Raw genomic sequence first — 17,081 nt, 5'->3', positions numbered from 1 at the left:
AAACGCGTTTGTTAAGATAATGTAATAAAAGAAAGCTAATACCTTCCTATGTAAATTATGAAATGGCTTAAAATAATTTAATAATGAAAAATCAGAGCAGAAATAACTGTACCAGCAAAAAAGATAATAAATGTAATAACTATCACACTAACCACAAACCACAATTCACTTAAAATACTTGTTTTTACACTCTTTTTAGGATTTAAAAAATTTAAACTATCAGCATAGGTCTGAAGTTCTCGATTTTTTAAGATATATAATATTTGAAAAGCTGGATAGGCAACTGGCATAGCCAACAGCCACAGAATCGCAGCCGCCTGTCCTGAATCCAATAAATAACGTGTGGGTACTGCTACCAAGAAATTCCTCCAATAATGAGCCATTTCTTAAACTGCGACTGGTCAACTTGATGTTTCATAATATCAACATCTCCTTTGATTAGATTATCTAAGGAAATGTCAACATAGGTCGCTATCAACAAAAGTGAATTAATATCTGGGTAAGTTTTACCGGTTTCCCTTAGTTAAAAATATTACTCTTGTTGATTACTCAACTTTTCCAATAAATCGGTAATATATCTCAATTTCCTGTATTCTTTCGTTATCCTCATTCGTTGTTGCTTCATGTATGAGGATTTTTTCTATCATGGCATTTAATAATGGTGCTGTCAGTTCCTTTGGTACGGAATATTCCTTGATTAACTCAATCCACTTTTCAGCACCTATCATATCCTGTTCCATTTTACTTAGTTCTTCTCTTAGGCTTGTTATCTGCTGTTCCAGTTCTATCTGTTCTTTTTGGTACTTGCTGGACAACATCACAAAATTTCGCTCTGTTATCTTCTCACAGGCTCTATCTTCATACATTTTCGCAAATAAACGGTCAATCTCATTTTGTCTGTTCTCGGCTTTCTTCAATGTACTTGCCTTTTTCTTCTTTTCCCGTATTCTCTCTGCATTGCCAGCTTTCTGTATCTTGTTCAATACCTTTTCTTCGTCCTGCTGTACTGCCTTAGCCCAATACTGCAAGCGTTCCAATACGGCTTGATACAGCACATCATAACGAATGTAGTGCATAGAACAATTACCTTTGCCAAACTGCCCGTAGTAACTGCAAGCATAATAACTGTAAGGCGTTTTATTTGTCTTATTCGTTCCAAATCTCATAGACCAACCACAATCCGCACACTTGACAAGCCCTGCAAAAATCGGCGTTGCCTTTTCCTTTGTCTGTCTGCGTCTTGATTTTATCTGCTCCTGCACACGATAGAACACTTCCTTGTCAATAATCGGCTCGTGAGTGTTTTCTACTCGAAACCATTCACTTTCGGGCTTACGCACTTTCTTTTTGCTCTTGAACGATACCGTAGACTGCATATTGTGAACACTGTTTCCGATATAAACCTCACTTTTCAATATCGCCTTGACATGAGCAATCGTCCACTCATAACGCTTACTTTCGGGTTTTCCCTCAAAGATATGTGCAAAAGTACCGTATCTTGTAAAATTTAGCCATGACGCTGTCGGAACTTTTTCTGCTCTTAACTGCTTTGTGATTTTTGCACTTCCGTAACCTTGATAGGCTAGGGAAAAGATTTTTTCAATAATCCATTTTGTTTCATCATCAACCAACAGTTTTCCTTTGATGTCAGGGTGTTTCTTATATCCTAACGGAGCATAAGCACCGTAATGAGCCCCCTCCGCAAACTTTGTCTTAAATGCTGATTTGACTTTACGGCTTGTATCTCTTGCCACCCATTCATTGATGATGTTCTTAAATGGTGCAATCTCACTTTCGCCTTTTTCGCTGTCTACACCGTCATCAATCGCTATGTAGCGGACATTATGACTAGGGAAATACAATTCTGTATATTGTCCTGTCATAATATAATTTCTGCCAAGACGGGAAAGGTCTTTCGTTACAACACAGTTGATTTTTCCTGCCTCTATATCCTCAATCATTCTTTGAAAACTCGGTCTGTCAAAATTTGTTCCCGACCAGCCGTCATCAATATATTCATCAATGACATTCAAATGATGTTCTTTTGCATATAAACGCAACATACTTCTCTGTGTGGTAATGCTGGAACTTTCGCCCTGTAATTCATCATCTCGGCTTAACCTAAGATAAAGTGCAGTATTGTAAATCTGTTGTTTCATTGTCAGTTATCCTCCTTTATAACTAACCCGTGTTTACAATACCTGCTTGCAAGTAAAGTATAACACGGGTACTTTTTGTCATTCAATCTATTTCTTACAACTGCACCGATTTTATGCGATTGTCTGCTTTGCTTTTTCCAGCATGACATCAGTTAGAAGTTCTTCCATTGTTTTGCCCTTTTCGGAAAAATGCTCTTTTACTACAATCTTTGTCTTTCCTCTGTTGCCAATGCCACACTTGCCATTTTTCTTTTGAATTGTTTTTACAGCATTATCAATAACACATACCCCCTTTCTGTAAAATCTTTCTAAGCAATTCAACGGCTTTTGTCATAGCCCACAGGAGTTCCACCTCTGCATAGTTCTTATGTAGCCGTACCCATTGCGTGCGACGCTCTTAATGCTCAAGCTGTGGCTGTACGGGAGTATCATTATCTGACAGTACAGGTCATGGCGATAAAAGAGGACAAATCTTTTACAAGAACACAAATAGGTTTTCGCTCGCTCTTGCAGGGGAAAGGTCGTGGCGTATTTGTTTCAACGGCTAGCTGTCTGTCAAACGTATTGAATTACTTTATTCAGTTGTCAAAGAACGATTGAAAGAAAAAAATCGTCTTTCCTATATATCGCGTTGGAAAAGAGGAGAAACGTAACCAAAATCCAAAACTTTTTCCATTATTAGTACAAATGGAACGGTTCATTTTGGCAATCAACGGTTGATTTTCTCCTTTTTCACTACTATCTGTACAGCAAACGTCCATTTGCTAAGTTTAAATGGAAAAATTTTAACTTCTTTTCATGCACCATATAGGGATAGAAAATGTCATTTTGCTAAGTTGATGATGAAAAAAGAATATTTTCCTTTTCACACCCTAACTACCCAAACCATACCGTTACTGCCAACAATAGAATGAAATATTTTCTTTGCACCATATAGGGAACGGAAACCTTAAATTGTTAAGTTGAGAACAAAGTATTTTCATCTTTTCACATCAACACTCAACTGCTAATGCCTGTTTGAATACAAAATGATGATGTTTTTCCTCTTTTCACAGAAGACTGTCCACTAATCACGAATTTCCGTCATTTTTTCAAAACTTTTTTCTTCTTTCACTTCATATAGGGACAGCAAGCCCCGATTTAATGACCTATTTTCAAAAAAAGTTTAGATTTCCTTTTCTCGCACCATATCTGTACGCAAGTAGCCATTTTGTTGCAGATTTAATAAAAAATTTATTTTTCTTCTTTCACTTCACATAGGGAATGAAAACAGCTCTTTGCTGACTAAATCTGAAATTTTTCAATTACATTAAAAAATACCGTCATTCTCTTGTGGAACAGCGGTATCTATACGTTCTTCTATGGTTGATTTCTCTAATTGTAATAAATGTTTATGCTTGTCTTTTAGTTCTGCCTGCTCAATCATATCTTTCAGTATCGTTGTACGATTTTCTCTGTCTAATGCCTGTACCATTTTTATGGTTGGTGCGACTTGTCTTTGTAGCCAATGCAACGCTTTTTGTAAAGTGTAAGGCTCTGGCTTTGTGGTTAAGCGTATCGGCTCTCTGTTTTCCCCTACAAACCATGCCCAATCATCATTTGTTATCCATTGACTTTTTGGCTTGTCGTCCTCTCTGTCAACAAAGCGGACATAATGATTGATGATAGAAAAAGCGGTGCGTTCAGCGTCCCGATAGGTCAGTAAATCTACAACCGCATAATAGGCTCGTTCGTTCTTCATGCGTATTTCAAAACGGTTCTTAATCTCCGTATCTTCAATTTCTGTGCCATTCTTGACATACTGCTCATAATTTTTCTGATAAGCACACATATATAATTCGCTACTTGTTGAACCGAGATATAAGGTTTCTCCTGTATTCTTTGGTAAATCGCTACCGCATTTTTCTGTACCGCTGTAATCTTTCTGCATACGGAAGTAGGAGATACATTCGCCAGCCTTGTATTTTTCCTTTAACTTTGGAATATCCAATATTCCTGCTTTATCATTGATAGCCAAATCAAGCCGTTTCATCACACCACCAGCCGTCATACAATCCAGCATGAAGTCATACCATGAGCGTTCCTGTGCCAGTAGATAACATTCCATTTGCCGACAGCCTTTGCCTTTCAGTTCCAATAAAACACCTAAATGCTCCTGCATGGAACACATGATATTGATGTCGCCAAGTACATATTTGCTTTCATATCCGTATTTTCCATAATCTTCATAAAGCATGTAATTAGATTTCAGTTGTAATACATCACGGATAATCGCCAATGCGTCCGTAGTAGGAAAGCGGACACGAAAGTAATCAATCAATAAGAATAGTGGTTCTTGCGGATTGAAACGCTCAATCTGTTTTTCTATGATTTCTCTTAATTCGTCATTCAATGGCTGTTTTCCTTTTTCAATGCGGTTGTAATATTCACGGCTGATACCACAGGCAACAGCAAGCCTTGTTTGTGTTACTCCGTATTCCTCACGCTTTTGTCTTAGTTCTTCAATAAAGTTTTTATCATTCATTCTTCAATTCCTCCAATCAAAAAAGGCAACTACCATAATTGATAATTGCCTGTCATTAAAAATCTGTATAGAAAAAGCAGTCAATCCTAAGACTAACTGCTTTGTGTGTAGGGATATAAAATTGCTTCTAATCTTGAATAGGTATCCAAATTTCAATAACTGAATTATCACTATTCCAATGAAAACGATAATCGTATTTTTCAAAGTGTAGGATAATATCTTTTATAGGAATATACGATGTACTAGGAATAATTTCTTCATAAATCTTGCCATAAGTTTCATATATTTTATCCATAGCACCAATATGCTCCACAACCAAATATTTATAAGACGGTATTTCTTTATACAGAAAGCCCTCTGGGGTAATGGTTCTTTGGGGAATAGAACAGAAATAATAAAGTTTTCCATTTCTTCTTTCCATAAAAGCATATTTTACCCAATTTCCTGATTGTGAAAGATACGCTTTTTTCAAACTACTGTTAAACTTTCTCCAAAACTGTGTACTAATCTGAATATTCTTTTTTTGATAATTAGTCAGTTCTACTTCCTGCCCAATAACTGCAAATGCGTTTAATTCCTTTATAGAAAAATTTATCATTTTACCTTGTGAGAAGTGATAACGGTATAACTGTACGCATTTACCGTTATAATACAATTATCAATCGTTATATACCAGTTTTTTCCTTTTCTTGTGATTTCCGCATTAGAAAGGCTAATTTTTTCTTTGCACCATTCAATTACATTTTCTACATTCAAAGATAAGTTCTTTTTAATTCTAATAACGCCAAGTTCAGTTGTGTGAAGTCTTCCTAAGTTTTCCAGTAATTCATTTTCCATATTTTGATACCTCATTTTTCAGCAAATTTATTTGTATGTTTTATACCCCAATTATAACATTCTCATATCAGCACTACAATAAAAATAATTAAGCACCAATAATCTTATTGAACATCTCCAACCGTAAATCTTTCACACCATCAGTGATAAACACTGAGCTGACAGCAATTACGACAACTACCATAATTGCCTGCACTTAAATTTCTGCAAAAGAAAACGACAATCAATTTCTTATTTTTTGAAATCAACTGTCTTTCTCATATTTACTATTCAATTTTCATAGTGATATAGGTACAATTTATATCACTACTGTAAAAATGGGGTTTTGCCTTATAAATACAGCGTTTTCCGCTTGTTAGTGTATAGTGTTTCTTGTTTTTTGTGCCCCCCTTGTTAGATAACGGGGGCTTTGAACGGCTCGCAAGCTCGCCGAACCGCCGAAGCGAACCGCCCCCTTGCAAGCATGGCGGAAAAATCTTAAGGATTTTCCCGCCAACGTGGTCGGATCGCTCCGTCGGTTTAACAGCTTTTCTGTTTCTCTCTAGTTATCTACGCATATAAATCAAATCGGTTATTCCGTTATAAGTCTGTGTTTTACAAAGCCTTAACTTTATTTCCCTGTCTATGTTGCCCAAAAGACGAACCCCATTTCCTAACAGAGTAGGAATAACAGAAATGTAATATTTATCAATCATATTTTTGCTTACCAACTGCTGAACAAGATTTGCTCCGCCACAAATCCAAATATCCTTTCCTGCTTCTTGTTTTAGCCGTTCCAATAATAAAACAGGATTTTCACTTGTAAAATGAATTTGTTGGGAAGAATTGCACTCTTTATGTGTTAATACATAAGTTGTAAATTTATTATATACCCATTCTTGCGGAGAAAGTTCAGTAACAACCTGATGAGAAGTATTCCACCCCATTAAGACAGTATCTATATCTTTGGTAAATTCTGTATAAGTGTCGATGTTTTCATTGTCATTTCCATGACCATTTAGCCAAGCTACTCCACCATTACCGTCCGCAATATATCCGTCAAGGCTCATGGCAATAAATAAAACTACTTTTCTCATTTTTTCTCTTTTATAAATACAAACAGGAATTTGTCTTACAACAATTTATATATGCATAAAAAGCAATATATTTATGAAAACACCCTAAATCCAAAATTTACTCAATTCATTTTTTCCTTACATAAAATGTTCTCGTATATTTCACTTCCTCACCAAGTGTTTCCCCTATCAAAACTTCAAAATCATTGATATCAAATTCTGGAAAGAATGTATCTCCATCTTCAATATTTAAATCTACTTCTGTGATATACATTTTATCTACTATTTGCAAAGCTTCCTTAAATAGTCCATATCCACCAGATATGTATACATCTCGTCCTTTAGCCAATAATAATGCATCTTCTAATGATTTAACTGAAACTAAATTATCTCCTTGATACTCTGTTGTGGTGGAAACAACAATATTCATTCTATTAGGCAACGGATGACCGATTTCTTCATAAGACTTTCGCCCCATAATAACCACATTACCCGTTGTTAACTCTCTAAATTGCTTTTGTTCTCCCTTTATTTTCCATGGTATATTACCATTCTTGCCTATAACATTATTCTTTGACCTCGCAACAATCAAACCTATCATCTATTTCATCCTCCATAATATGATGTCGTACCTGTGATTCCATCAAGTGCACCACATCTTAACAAACTCAAAATTATCTCGAACTAACCAGCTCGACAAATTCCTTTTTTGTCTTCATCTGCATTATATCATATTGTTATAAGCATTGCCATTTCTTTTCTGCTTTTGAAAAGTTACTTATCAGCCTATGTTTTGTAAAGGGTGATATTCAGCATTTCTCACGCAACAAGCCCTTGACAAACCATAGACTAATAAGTTTTAAGGTAATCAAGCAGAAATGAAATAGTCTGCTGTTTCACGGCAACAAAAAAGAGATACCAACACACTTATGTAGTATCTCTTAGTCTAGTAGCAATATTCTTTTGTTTGCAAGCAGGTAAACATGGGCTGTTTCTTAATATCTTTTTGTTTGGGAAACACCTCGTTCCCAATTAGAAATTGTTTGACGTGAAACATAGAGCTTTTCTGCTAATTCTTATTGGGAGAGATTTTTTTCTTTCTCAATTCAACTAATCTGTATTCAAGTTCCATTTTGACCTCCTTGATAATTCCAGTCTAGACTTTATCAAAAAGTTTACCATAAAATCTCTTTGATATACTAACTTTCTACTGACAAAAGGCTTTGACAACTAGTCCTTTTCAATTTTTCTGGATTTGATTTCAGCTAGCATTTTACCGAAATTCTGAAGTTCTTCTAAAATCTCATAATCTTTTTTATCACGGATATTAAAAGTAATTTCAATTTTACCTTGATTTTCGCCAATACGGGCTTTCAAGTTTGTTTTTGAAAGAGCTTCAAAATAATCTTGTGTCAAGTAATGTTGCAGCGAAGCTTTTTCAAAACGTACTAATAGATTGTTATCTTTACGTTCCACAAGTTCTGTGAAAGCATTGTCCATATAAGCTTTAACCAAGCCAATTTCAAGTAAGTAGGCGACTTGGTCTGGGTATTCGCCAAAACGGTCAATTAACTCATCTTGTAAACTTTGATAATCTTTCTGACTTTCAATTTCACGAATACGTTTGTAAATTTCAATTTTTTGACGTTCATCGTTAATATATTCGCTTGGTAAATAGGCATCAATTTGTAAATTCATCTCCGCATTGCTCTTACGGCGCGCTTGAGATTTGCCTTGTTTCTTAGCGATAGCCTCTTCTAGTAACTGCGAATACATTTCAAAACCAACAGAGTCAATAAAACCACTTTGTGAGGCGCCAAGAATATTTCCTGCACCACGAATGGACAAATCACGCATGGCAATTTTGAAACCAGAACCTAATTCTGTAAAGCCTTTAATGGCATCTAAACGTTTTTCAGAGACCTCTGTCAAAATCTTGTCTGGGTGGTACATGAGGTAGGCGTAAGCAATTCGATTAGAACGCCCAACACGTCCACGAAGTTGATACAAAGTTGACAAGCCCATGTGGTCTGCATTTTCGATAAATAAAGTATTAACATTAGAAATATCAACACCTGTTTCAATGATAGTTGTCGCAACCAGAACATCGTAAACACCGTCAATAAAGTCCATGAGCGTATTTTCAAGTTGAATTTCACTCATCTGACCATGAACAAAACCAATACTTGCTTCAGGAACCAACTCTTGCAATTCTGACACTTTTTGGTCAATGGTGTCCACCCTATTGTAAACATAGAAAACTTGTCCGCCACGGTCAATTTCACGAATGATAGCCTCACGAATCAGACCAGGATTAGTTTCCAAAACGTAAGTTTGAACAGGGTAACGGTTAGTCGGTGGCGTTTCAATAACTGATAGGTCGCGAATTCCCAACATTGATATGTGAAGGGTTCGTGGAATTGGAGTCGCTGTCAAGGTCAATACATCAACTTTAGTCTTAAGCTCTTTTAATTTTTCTTTGTGCTTAACGCCAAAACGTTGCTCCTCATCAATAATAATCAAACCTAAATCAGCAAAATCAACATCTTTAGATAGCAGACGATGAGTACCAATAATGATATCAACTTGACCTTTTTTCAACTTGTCTAGGGTGTCATTTTGTTCTTTTTTGCTACGAAAACGACTAAGCACATCAACTGTAACAGGATAATTTTCAAAACGCTCTGAGAAATTTGTGTAGTGTTGTTGAGCAAGAACAGTTGTTGGCACTAAGACAGCTACTTGTTTATGGTCTTTAACAGCTTTAAAAGCGGCGCGCATCGCAACTTCTGTTTTACCAAAGCCAACATCCCCAACCAATAAGCGATCCATTGGCTTATCTTCTTCCATGTCGTTCTTAATTTCCTTGATAGAGCGAAGTTGGTCCTCTGTTTCTACAAAAGCAAAATCTTCGTCAAATTCCCGCTGCAAATCATCGTCTGGTGAAAAAGCAAAACCTTTTAGCTGACTACGTTCCGCATACAATTTCAACAAATCATCCGCAATGTCCTCAACTTGCTTAGAAACCTTTTGTTTGGTCTTTTGGAAACGACCATCATTTAATTTATTGATTTTAGGTTCCTTGCCATCTGCAGAAACGTATTTTGATAAACTTTCAATTTGCTCTACTGGCAATGAAATTGTTGAAGAGCCTTGATATTGAATGGTCAAATAATCGCGGTGCACACCATGGATTTCAATTGTTTCAATTCCTAAAAATTTACCAATACCATGAACATGGTGAACCACATAATCACCTTTTGACAATTCATTGTAGTCTTTCAAACGTTCGGCATTGCTAATATTTGAACGACGAATACGGCGCTTAATTTTCTTATGGTAAATTTCGTGCTCGGTAATGAGAACAATTTTCTCATCAGCAAAATAAAAGCCATTTGATAAATTGCCAACGACTAGCTGAGCTTGTTGTGCTTGTAAATCATCTGTAGCAACCACAGGTAATTCCAAGCCATATTCATGTAAATTCTCCTGTAAACGTTCTAAACCATGTTCCGAATCTGCTTGAATTAAAACGGTCGCTTTAGATTTTTGATAACGATTAACTTCATCAATCAATAACGGAAATTGATTGAAAAATTCTTGCATTGGATATTGTGTAAAATTATGAAGTTTATCAAATTTAAGATTACCTAATCCTTTATGAAAATTAGAAAAGAACGTTGCTGGCTGATATTGACGTAAGTCTTTATAAATATCAGCGAAGTAAACCAAACTTGACACTGCTTTACCACGTTGTAAATCTTCTGTCAATAAGTTTGCAACTTCCAAATCAAACTTAGCATTGCGGTCAACTAGCTTTTGAAAATCATCAAAAAAGACTGGTGTTCCCTTAGGAATGTAATCAAGTAACGTCCATTCCTTCGCATAAAAGAGTGATAAGAAACGTCTAATATCTTGATGCTTATACTGTTCCTGAGTTGCAGCATAAAGCTCACTTAAATAAGCCTGCTGTTCATCTTTAGCAGTCTCTAAAAACGTCTCAAATGCCTTACTAGCTCTAGCAAAATCTTCTTCCGATAAAATGAGCTCATCAGCTGGGGAAATGGTTACCTGCTCAATATTACTAAGTGATTTTTGGGTTTCTGCATCAAACTGACGAATGCCATCAACTTCATCACCAAAGAACTCTAAACGATAAGGATAGTCAGCGGTCATCTCATAAATATCAACGATATCACCACGCCGACTAAATTCGCCTGGATTACGAACCTGTGATACTTTTTGGTAACCGACATTTGACAGTACCTTTACAACCTTGTCAATGTTGTAATCCTCACCGACAACAAAATTTAGCTGACTTTCAGCATAAATTTCAGGATTTGGTAGTAAAACACGGGCTCCCACTAAACTTGTAATTAAGATACCAGATTGCTTATTATCTTGTAAAAAATTTAAAACTTCTAGGCGTGAGTGTGCCTTATCCATCGAGGCAAAAATAAACTCTGCCGCCGCAACATCATCCGCAAAAAAAGTATAAACCTTGTCCTCACCAATCAAGCTAGATAAATCACTAGCCAATTTTTCAACTTCATTTTGTGTTGAGGTGATGACAACTATTTTTTCCTCATTAGCCTGATAAGCAGAAGCAATGGCAAGAGCTCTGCTAGAACCTGATAAGCCCATAATCAGTTGCCTACCAAGATTAGCCACGTCGCTATGCCATGTTTGAATAATCTTATTTTGGCTAAATAAATCAATAATATTCATAGACTTACCCATTAAATTTTTGCATGGTTTTTACAAAATCTGCTTCCTGTAAATAAAATTGAACAGCTTCATTAACCTTTTCAAGTGTATTAGTAACTGTAATATAATCATCTTGGTCAAATTTTCCAAGAACATGGTCAACTACCGAACGGCCTTGCTTCGGACGTCCAATACCAACTTTAATACGGTCAAATGCCTGCGTTCCAGTGTGTGCAATGATAGATTTTATGCCATTATGCCCACCAGCAGAGCCTTTTTGACGTAGGCGAATACGACCCACTTCCATATCTAAATCATCGTAAATCACCAAGAAATCTTTAATATCAATATTATAATACGTCAACAAAGCATGAATAGCGATACCTGAATTGTTCATAAAAGTGGTTGGTTTGACTAGATAAACTTTTTCTCCGTTGACAAAACAAGAACCAACTTCTGCTTTAAAATTCTTTTCCTCTGAAAATGTGACATTGAAAACCTTAGCAAGGCGATCAATTGCCATAAAACCAATATTATGCCTTGTTTCGTGATATTTACTGCCTGGATTTCCCAGACCAACAATCATTTTTACCATTAATTTTCCTTTCCAATAAATGCCAAAAGGGCTGGAAAAACTTTTTTCCAACCTCGGCAATATTTAATTAATTTTGCTTATACGTTAAAGCGGAATTCCATGATATCACCATCTTGAACCACATAATCTTTCCCTTCTTCACGAAGACGACCTGCTTCTTTGACAGCTTTTTCAGAACCATAATTGATTAAGTCATCGTAAGACATTGTAATCGCACGGATAAACCCACGTTCAAAGTCAGAGTGAATGATACCAGCTGCTTGAGGAGCCTTGATACCGCGTTTAAATGTCCATGCACGAACTTCTTTTTCACCTGCTGTAAAGTAAGTGCCAAGACCGAGCAAGTGATAAGCTGCACGTGTCAATTTATCAACACCAGATTCTGTTAAACCAAGGTCTTCAAGGAATAATGCTTTATCTTCATCATCAAGTTCAGAGATTTCTTCTTCGGCACGCGCTGAGATAACAACAACTTCTGCATTTTCAGTTGCAGCAAATTCACGAATTTGTTTTACGTATTCGATATCGTCTGGATTAGCTACTTTATCTTCATCAACATTTGCAACGTAAAGTACTGGTTTTGTTGTCAAAAGGAACAATTGTTTAACAATTTTTTGTTCTTCTTCTGTAAAGTCAACCGTACGTGCTGATTTTCCATCCTCAAGGACTGGTTTAATTTTTTGAAGAACGCTAAATTCTGCGATAGAATCTTTATCTTTTTGAGTACGTGCCACTTTTTCTACACGCGCATAACGTTTATTAACAGATTCCAAGTCAGCAAGAATCAATTCTAAGTTAATTGTGTCAATATCTGCAAGTGGGTCAACAAAAGCATCCTCACGTCCTTGCTCACGCATAACATTTTCATCATCAAAAGCACGAACAACATGAACGATAGCATCTACTTCACGAATGTTAGCAAGGAATTTATTACCAAGACCTTCACCACGTGAAGCACCTTTTACGATACCCGCAATATCAGTAAATTCAAAGGTTGTTGGAACTGTTTTTTTAGGTGTGATAAGTTCAGTCAATTTTTGTAAACGTTCATCTGGCACTTCTACCATACCAACGTTAGGGTCGATTGTCGCGAAAGGATAGTTAGCAGCTTCCGCACCTGCCTTTGTAATCGCATTAAAAAGAGTTGATTTTCCAACATTTGGTAAACCAACAATACCTGCTGTTAAAGCCATATTTTATAAGTCTCCGTTTAAATTATTCAATCATACCTATTATAGCAGAAAAACTCAGCATTAAACAAGCATTTCTACTATATAGCAAGCGCTATTAGCCATAAAAATTGAGTTAAGTATGATTATTGATTATTTTTAGTTTATGACAAAACTTTCTTTAATTTGCGTTCAAAGTCGTGGCGGCTCATCATGACGATATGGTCGCAGTTTGTGCAACGAATTTTAATATCAGCCCCAATTCGAATGACTTCCCATTCATTGGCTTTTTTTCCAGTAGCTTTTATCCTACAAGCATGGGGCTTTTTCATTTCAACGTGACTTCCAAGTTCGTACATCGTTTCTCCTTTTACAAATAAATATAGCGTTTTTGTGATGATAAAGTAATTTCATTCAATGATACAATTTCACCATCAATTTCAATTAAACTCTCTTTTGGAAAATTAACCGTAACCTGTTTTAACGAACAATGATTTAAGTAAGACGATTTCTCATGTCTTTTAAGAACCAAAGACAACAGTACCGTTAATCGTTGGAAAAAAGTTTCTCCTTTGGCATAAACACACTCCAAATTCTCAGAATGAACAGTCGCTGTTGGCCAAATCATGATACCCCCACCAAAATAAGTATTATTAGCTAGTGAAAAAAAGAAATGATCATTTAATATTAAGTTATCTCCTTCCGAACTTTCCAAACTCACAGAAGCTTGGAGGGGATTTTTTAATAAAAATTGAATAGCGATTGCAACATAAGTCAATTTCCCAAGGTGGCATTTATTAAGCACAGTTTTTAACGTTGAATTAGTAGCTTGATTAACAACCCATGCTGCAAATCCTAAATCTAAGCTATTTAATACTAAACATTCTTGATAACTGTAAACCGTAATTCCTTTAGGTTGATTTGTTAACGAGACTAATAATGTATCTAAGTTCGGTACTATACCAAGAGCACGCGCAAAATCATTACCAGATCCGACAGGATAATAGGCAAATGGAAGATTTGCTGGCAAATGATAGAGAACTTTTGATAATGTCCCATCGCCTCCGACAATCAGAAGCTTATCTTTTTCTGGGTCAAATGTTTTTAGCAGTTTCTCAACTTGATGTAATTCATCGTTTTTATAGCGTGTTAATAAAGTGCAAATATCTGATGTATGATGTTTTTCAATATCACTGATAACTTGTTTTGCCCCATGATTTCCTGCATGGGGATTAGCAATAATATAAAGCGTCATATTAATAGATATTATACCATAAAAAGCGAGAACACCGCATAAACAGTGTTCTCGCTGGAGATTATGAAAAAGAAAAGTTTTAGGATGTTTATAGTGTATAAATTCTTCCTTAAATTTTTCTTAAAGATTTTTAGTTTGTACGAACTGGAGTGATTAATTGAATAAAGTTCTCAGCATCATCACCTGGCATTAAAGTAAATGGACGCACTGGTGAAATAAAGCGAATAACAACTGTTTCACTCTTCAAGGCTTTAAGAGCTTCAATCAGATAAGTTGGGTTAAAGCTGATTGTCAAATCATTGCCTGATTGGTCAATAGTATCCAATTCTTCGTTAACTTTACCGACCTCAGGTGAGTTAACGTGAGCAGAAACGCTATTATTAGCAATTTCAAGTTTAACAGTACCATTTTGTGTTGCATTTGAAATCAAGTGAGCACGTTCCATTGCTGAACGAAGTGCATTGGTATTAAATGTCACTTCTGTTTCAAAAGCATTTGTCAACAAGCGGTCAGTATCTGGATAATTTCCTTCTAAAAGTCGTGTATAGAAGCTAATGTAGTCACTTCTAAAGAGCATTTGGCTATCAGAGAAGAAAACTTCTACCGTTTCAATATCATCTGTAAATACAGCTGCAAATTCACGTAAAGATTTACTTGGAATAACAACGTTGAAATCATTTGAAGTATTTTCCAAAGTTAATTTACGTTGGCTCATACGGTGAGAATCAGTTGCGACTGCTTTAAAGTCTTTGTGGTCACTAAGAACCATGTGAACACCAGTCAAGATTGGACGGCTTTCTTGAAGACTTGCTGCAAAGGCTGTTTCAGCAATGATAGATTTCAATAGTTTTGTTTCCAAAACTAAAGGATTTTCAGTAGCCATTTCTTGAAGACGAGGGTAAAGATCAACATCTTTTCCTTTTAAGGTAATTTCTGATTTACCACTTGTTAGAACAATTTGATGGTGTTCAATTTCTTCAAAATCCAATGTCACATCTGGAAGACTTGAAACGATATTAATAAAGAAGTTTGCTTCTAATAGTACAGCACCAGTTGAAGTAATCAGCAAACCTGCATTTTCATTAGAAGTTGGAATAGTATTTTCGATTGAAATTTGTCCGTTAGAACCAGTTAATGTAATGTTACTATTTTGAACTTCAATTTTAATTGTTGATAAAACAGGAATCGCATTTTTAGTCGAAATAGCTCTCTTGGTTGCATTCAATGCTTGAAGAAAGAAAGATTTATTAATTGAGAATTTAATCATAGGAAAACTCCTTTAGTTATTAAGTATTAAATTAGTAGTAGTAGTAGGTCTTGTTTATACTGTTGATAAGTCCTGAAATCGCACGGGCATCGCGCGAAAAGAGTTGTTAACAACCTGTGGATAAGTTGCTGTGGATTTTATTGGTTATCCACAAAACCTATTTTATCTTATTTTTTATGGTTTCAATTTCAATACGTAAACTGTCATCTTGAGCTAACATATTTTTGATTTTATTATAGGCATGTAAGACTGTTGAATGGTCGCGACCGCCAAATTCTTTCCCGATTTTTGGAAGTGAGTTATCAGTCATTTCACGTGCGAGATACATAGCTACTTGGCGCGCTAAAACAATATCTTGTGTCCGTTTGGTTGCCTTGATTTCTTTAACAGTAACGCCATAGAATTTTCCAACTTGGCTTTGGATTTCATCAATTGGGATGACTGTCATTTTTGGATCGTCTTGCTTACGAGCGCGAATCGCTTCTGCTGCGACATCAACTGTAATGGTTTCAATCTTTTTAATGCTAGCAACTAGGCTAATATCTTTTAAAGCTCCCTCAAGGTCACGAACGTTGGAATCAAATTGTCCTGCTAAATACTCAATGGTATCTTGCGGAAAAATATAATTATATTCTTGCGTTTTATTCGTTAAAATGGCAACACGTGTTTCAAAATCAGGGGGAGTGATATTAATTGTCAAGCCCCATTTGAAGCGCGTGACCAGACGTTGTTCCAGGTTGTCCAGATGGTCAGGTGTACGGTCACTTGTCAGTACAATTTGCTTGTTATTATCATAAAGAGCATTGAAAGTATTGAAAAATTCTTCCTGTGTCCCAGACAATGTTTTCTTAGCTAGGGATTGAATATCATCAATTAGTAAAACATCAAGATTGCGGAATTTTTCCTTTAACTCTTCCATTGTGTCCAAACGGATATGAATAACAAATTCATTGATGAAATTTTCAGCAGTAATATACTTTACACGTGCATTGGGATTATTTTGCAAAACCGCATTACCAATGGCATTGAGCAAGTGAGTTTTTCCCAACCCAGGTCCTCCCCAAATAAAAAGAGGATTGTAAGTTGTTCCTGGAGCGTCTGCAACGGCGTAAGACGCAGAAAATGCCCAACGGTTTTCATCACCTTGTACGAAGTTATCAAAGGTATATTTGGTATTTAAATCAGAATCAACTAGGGGCAAAGTGTTTTTTTGAGTTGTTGGAACAGCTTGTGAAGTGGTCATTATTTCTGTTTGATTGGCTAAATCTTCTTCAAAGACATAGTTGACAACAATTTCAGCATTATAAACCTCAAAACCAGCCGTCAAAATAATTGGTTTAAGATTTTTATCCCAAAACAACTCTTTCATAGGGTCTAAATAAATGGTAGCCGTATTTTGCTCAATTTGAATCAAACGAGCATCTAAAACAAAAAATTCATACGTTGCTTGTTTTAGTTGGCTTTTTGCTAATTCCAGAACCCTACTCCAAAAGATTTGTTCATTTTCAGTCAT

The 17,081-nt window shown here is 35.8% G+C and carries 14 protein-coding genes and 2 pseudogenes; all 16 read right to left on the bottom strand.

The annotated features are described in order from the left end of the window. Positions 1-77: 77 nt before the first annotated feature. The 16 genes and pseudogenes from E8M05_RS11355 to dnaA all read right to left on the bottom strand — a co-directional run bounded on the left by E8M05_RS11355 (position 78) and on the right by dnaA (position 17,081). Positions 78-359, bottom strand: coding sequence for a hypothetical protein (locus E8M05_RS11355; protein WP_230321703.1), 282 nt, complete (start codon positions 357-359; stop codon positions 78-80). Between the two features lie 186 nt (positions 360-545). Then, a complete protein-coding gene (locus E8M05_RS00085; protein WP_002323152.1) occupies positions 546-2,159 on the bottom strand; it encodes a recombinase family protein in 1,614 nt (537 codons plus the stop codon). Between the two features lie 111 nt (positions 2,160-2,270). After that, on the bottom strand, positions 2,271-2,480 hold the full coding sequence (locus tag E8M05_RS00080) for a hypothetical protein (RefSeq protein WP_002303258.1): 210 nt from the start codon (positions 2,478-2,480) through the stop codon (positions 2,271-2,273). Positions 2,481-3,468: 988 nt separating this feature from the next. Beyond that, positions 3,469-4,683 (bottom strand): XRE family transcriptional regulator, encoded by a 1,215-nt coding sequence (locus E8M05_RS00065; protein WP_002323151.1) that lies wholly within the window; start codon positions 4,681-4,683, stop codon positions 3,469-3,471. A 127-nt stretch (positions 4,684-4,810) separates the two neighbouring features. Continuing rightward, positions 4,811-5,281 carry a GyrI-like domain-containing protein gene (locus tag E8M05_RS00060; protein WP_002303261.1) on the bottom strand — a complete coding sequence of 157 codons (471 nt, stop codon included), beginning with the start codon at positions 5,279-5,281 and terminating at the stop codon, positions 4,811-4,813. Then, positions 5,278-5,535 (bottom strand): DUF3781 domain-containing protein, encoded by a 258-nt coding sequence (locus E8M05_RS00055; RefSeq protein ID WP_002409475.1) that lies wholly within the window; start codon positions 5,533-5,535, stop codon positions 5,278-5,280. The genes E8M05_RS00060 and E8M05_RS00055 overlap by 4 nt, the downstream gene beginning before the upstream one ends. A 530-nt stretch (positions 5,536-6,065) precedes the next feature. After that, positions 6,066-6,596, bottom strand: coding sequence for a dihydrofolate reductase family protein (locus E8M05_RS00050; protein ID WP_002303421.1), 531 nt, complete (start codon positions 6,594-6,596; stop codon positions 6,066-6,068). A gap of 84 nt (positions 6,597-6,680) precedes the next feature. After that, positions 6,681-7,176, bottom strand: a pseudogene (gene dfrF / locus E8M05_RS00045) (trimethoprim-resistant dihydrofolate reductase DfrF). Between the two features lie 394 nt (positions 7,177-7,570). Beyond that, a pseudogene (locus E8M05_RS11350) lies at positions 7,571-7,621 on the bottom strand (hypothetical protein); the annotation flags it as partial. Between the two features lie 184 nt (positions 7,622-7,805). Continuing rightward, positions 7,806-11,303: a transcription-repair coupling factor gene (mfd, locus tag E8M05_RS00035; RefSeq protein ID WP_043881199.1), complete on the bottom strand. Its 3,498-nt coding sequence runs from the start codon at positions 11,301-11,303 to the stop codon at positions 7,806-7,808. 4 nt (positions 11,304-11,307) lie between these two features. Beyond that, the gene (gene pth, locus E8M05_RS00030; protein WP_003067049.1) at positions 11,308-11,877 is read right to left on the bottom strand and encodes an aminoacyl-tRNA hydrolase; all 570 of its coding nucleotides are present in this window, start codon (positions 11,875-11,877) and stop codon (positions 11,308-11,310) included. A gap of 77 nt (positions 11,878-11,954) precedes the next feature. Continuing rightward, positions 11,955-13,070 carry a redox-regulated ATPase YchF gene (gene ychF, locus E8M05_RS00025; RefSeq protein WP_003067043.1) on the bottom strand — a complete coding sequence of 372 codons (1,116 nt, stop codon included), beginning with the start codon at positions 13,068-13,070 and terminating at the stop codon, positions 11,955-11,957. 140 nt (positions 13,071-13,210) lie between these two features. Then, on the bottom strand, positions 13,211-13,405 hold the full coding sequence (locus tag E8M05_RS00020) for a DUF951 domain-containing protein (protein WP_003067038.1): 195 nt from the start codon (positions 13,403-13,405) through the stop codon (positions 13,211-13,213). 11 nt (positions 13,406-13,416) lie between these two features. Beyond that, positions 13,417-14,301: a diacylglycerol/lipid kinase family protein gene (locus E8M05_RS00015; protein ID WP_003067036.1), complete on the bottom strand. Its 885-nt coding sequence runs from the start codon at positions 14,299-14,301 to the stop codon at positions 13,417-13,419. Between the two features lie 130 nt (positions 14,302-14,431). After that, on the bottom strand, positions 14,432-15,568 hold the full coding sequence (gene dnaN / locus E8M05_RS00010) for a DNA polymerase III subunit beta (RefSeq protein WP_003067033.1): 1,137 nt from the start codon (positions 15,566-15,568) through the stop codon (positions 14,432-14,434). Positions 15,569-15,725: 157 nt separating this feature from the next. Continuing rightward, positions 15,726-17,081 (bottom strand): chromosomal replication initiator protein DnaA, encoded by a 1,356-nt coding sequence (gene dnaA, locus E8M05_RS00005; RefSeq protein WP_003067030.1) that lies wholly within the window; start codon positions 17,079-17,081, stop codon positions 15,726-15,728.

Source organism: Streptococcus pasteurianus, assembly GCF_004843545.1.
GTDB lineage: Bacteria > Bacillota > Bacilli > Lactobacillales > Streptococcaceae > Streptococcus > Streptococcus pasteurianus.
The sequence above is the reverse complement of the archived record's forward strand: the minus strand, read 5'-3'. Positions and strand labels throughout refer to the sequence as shown.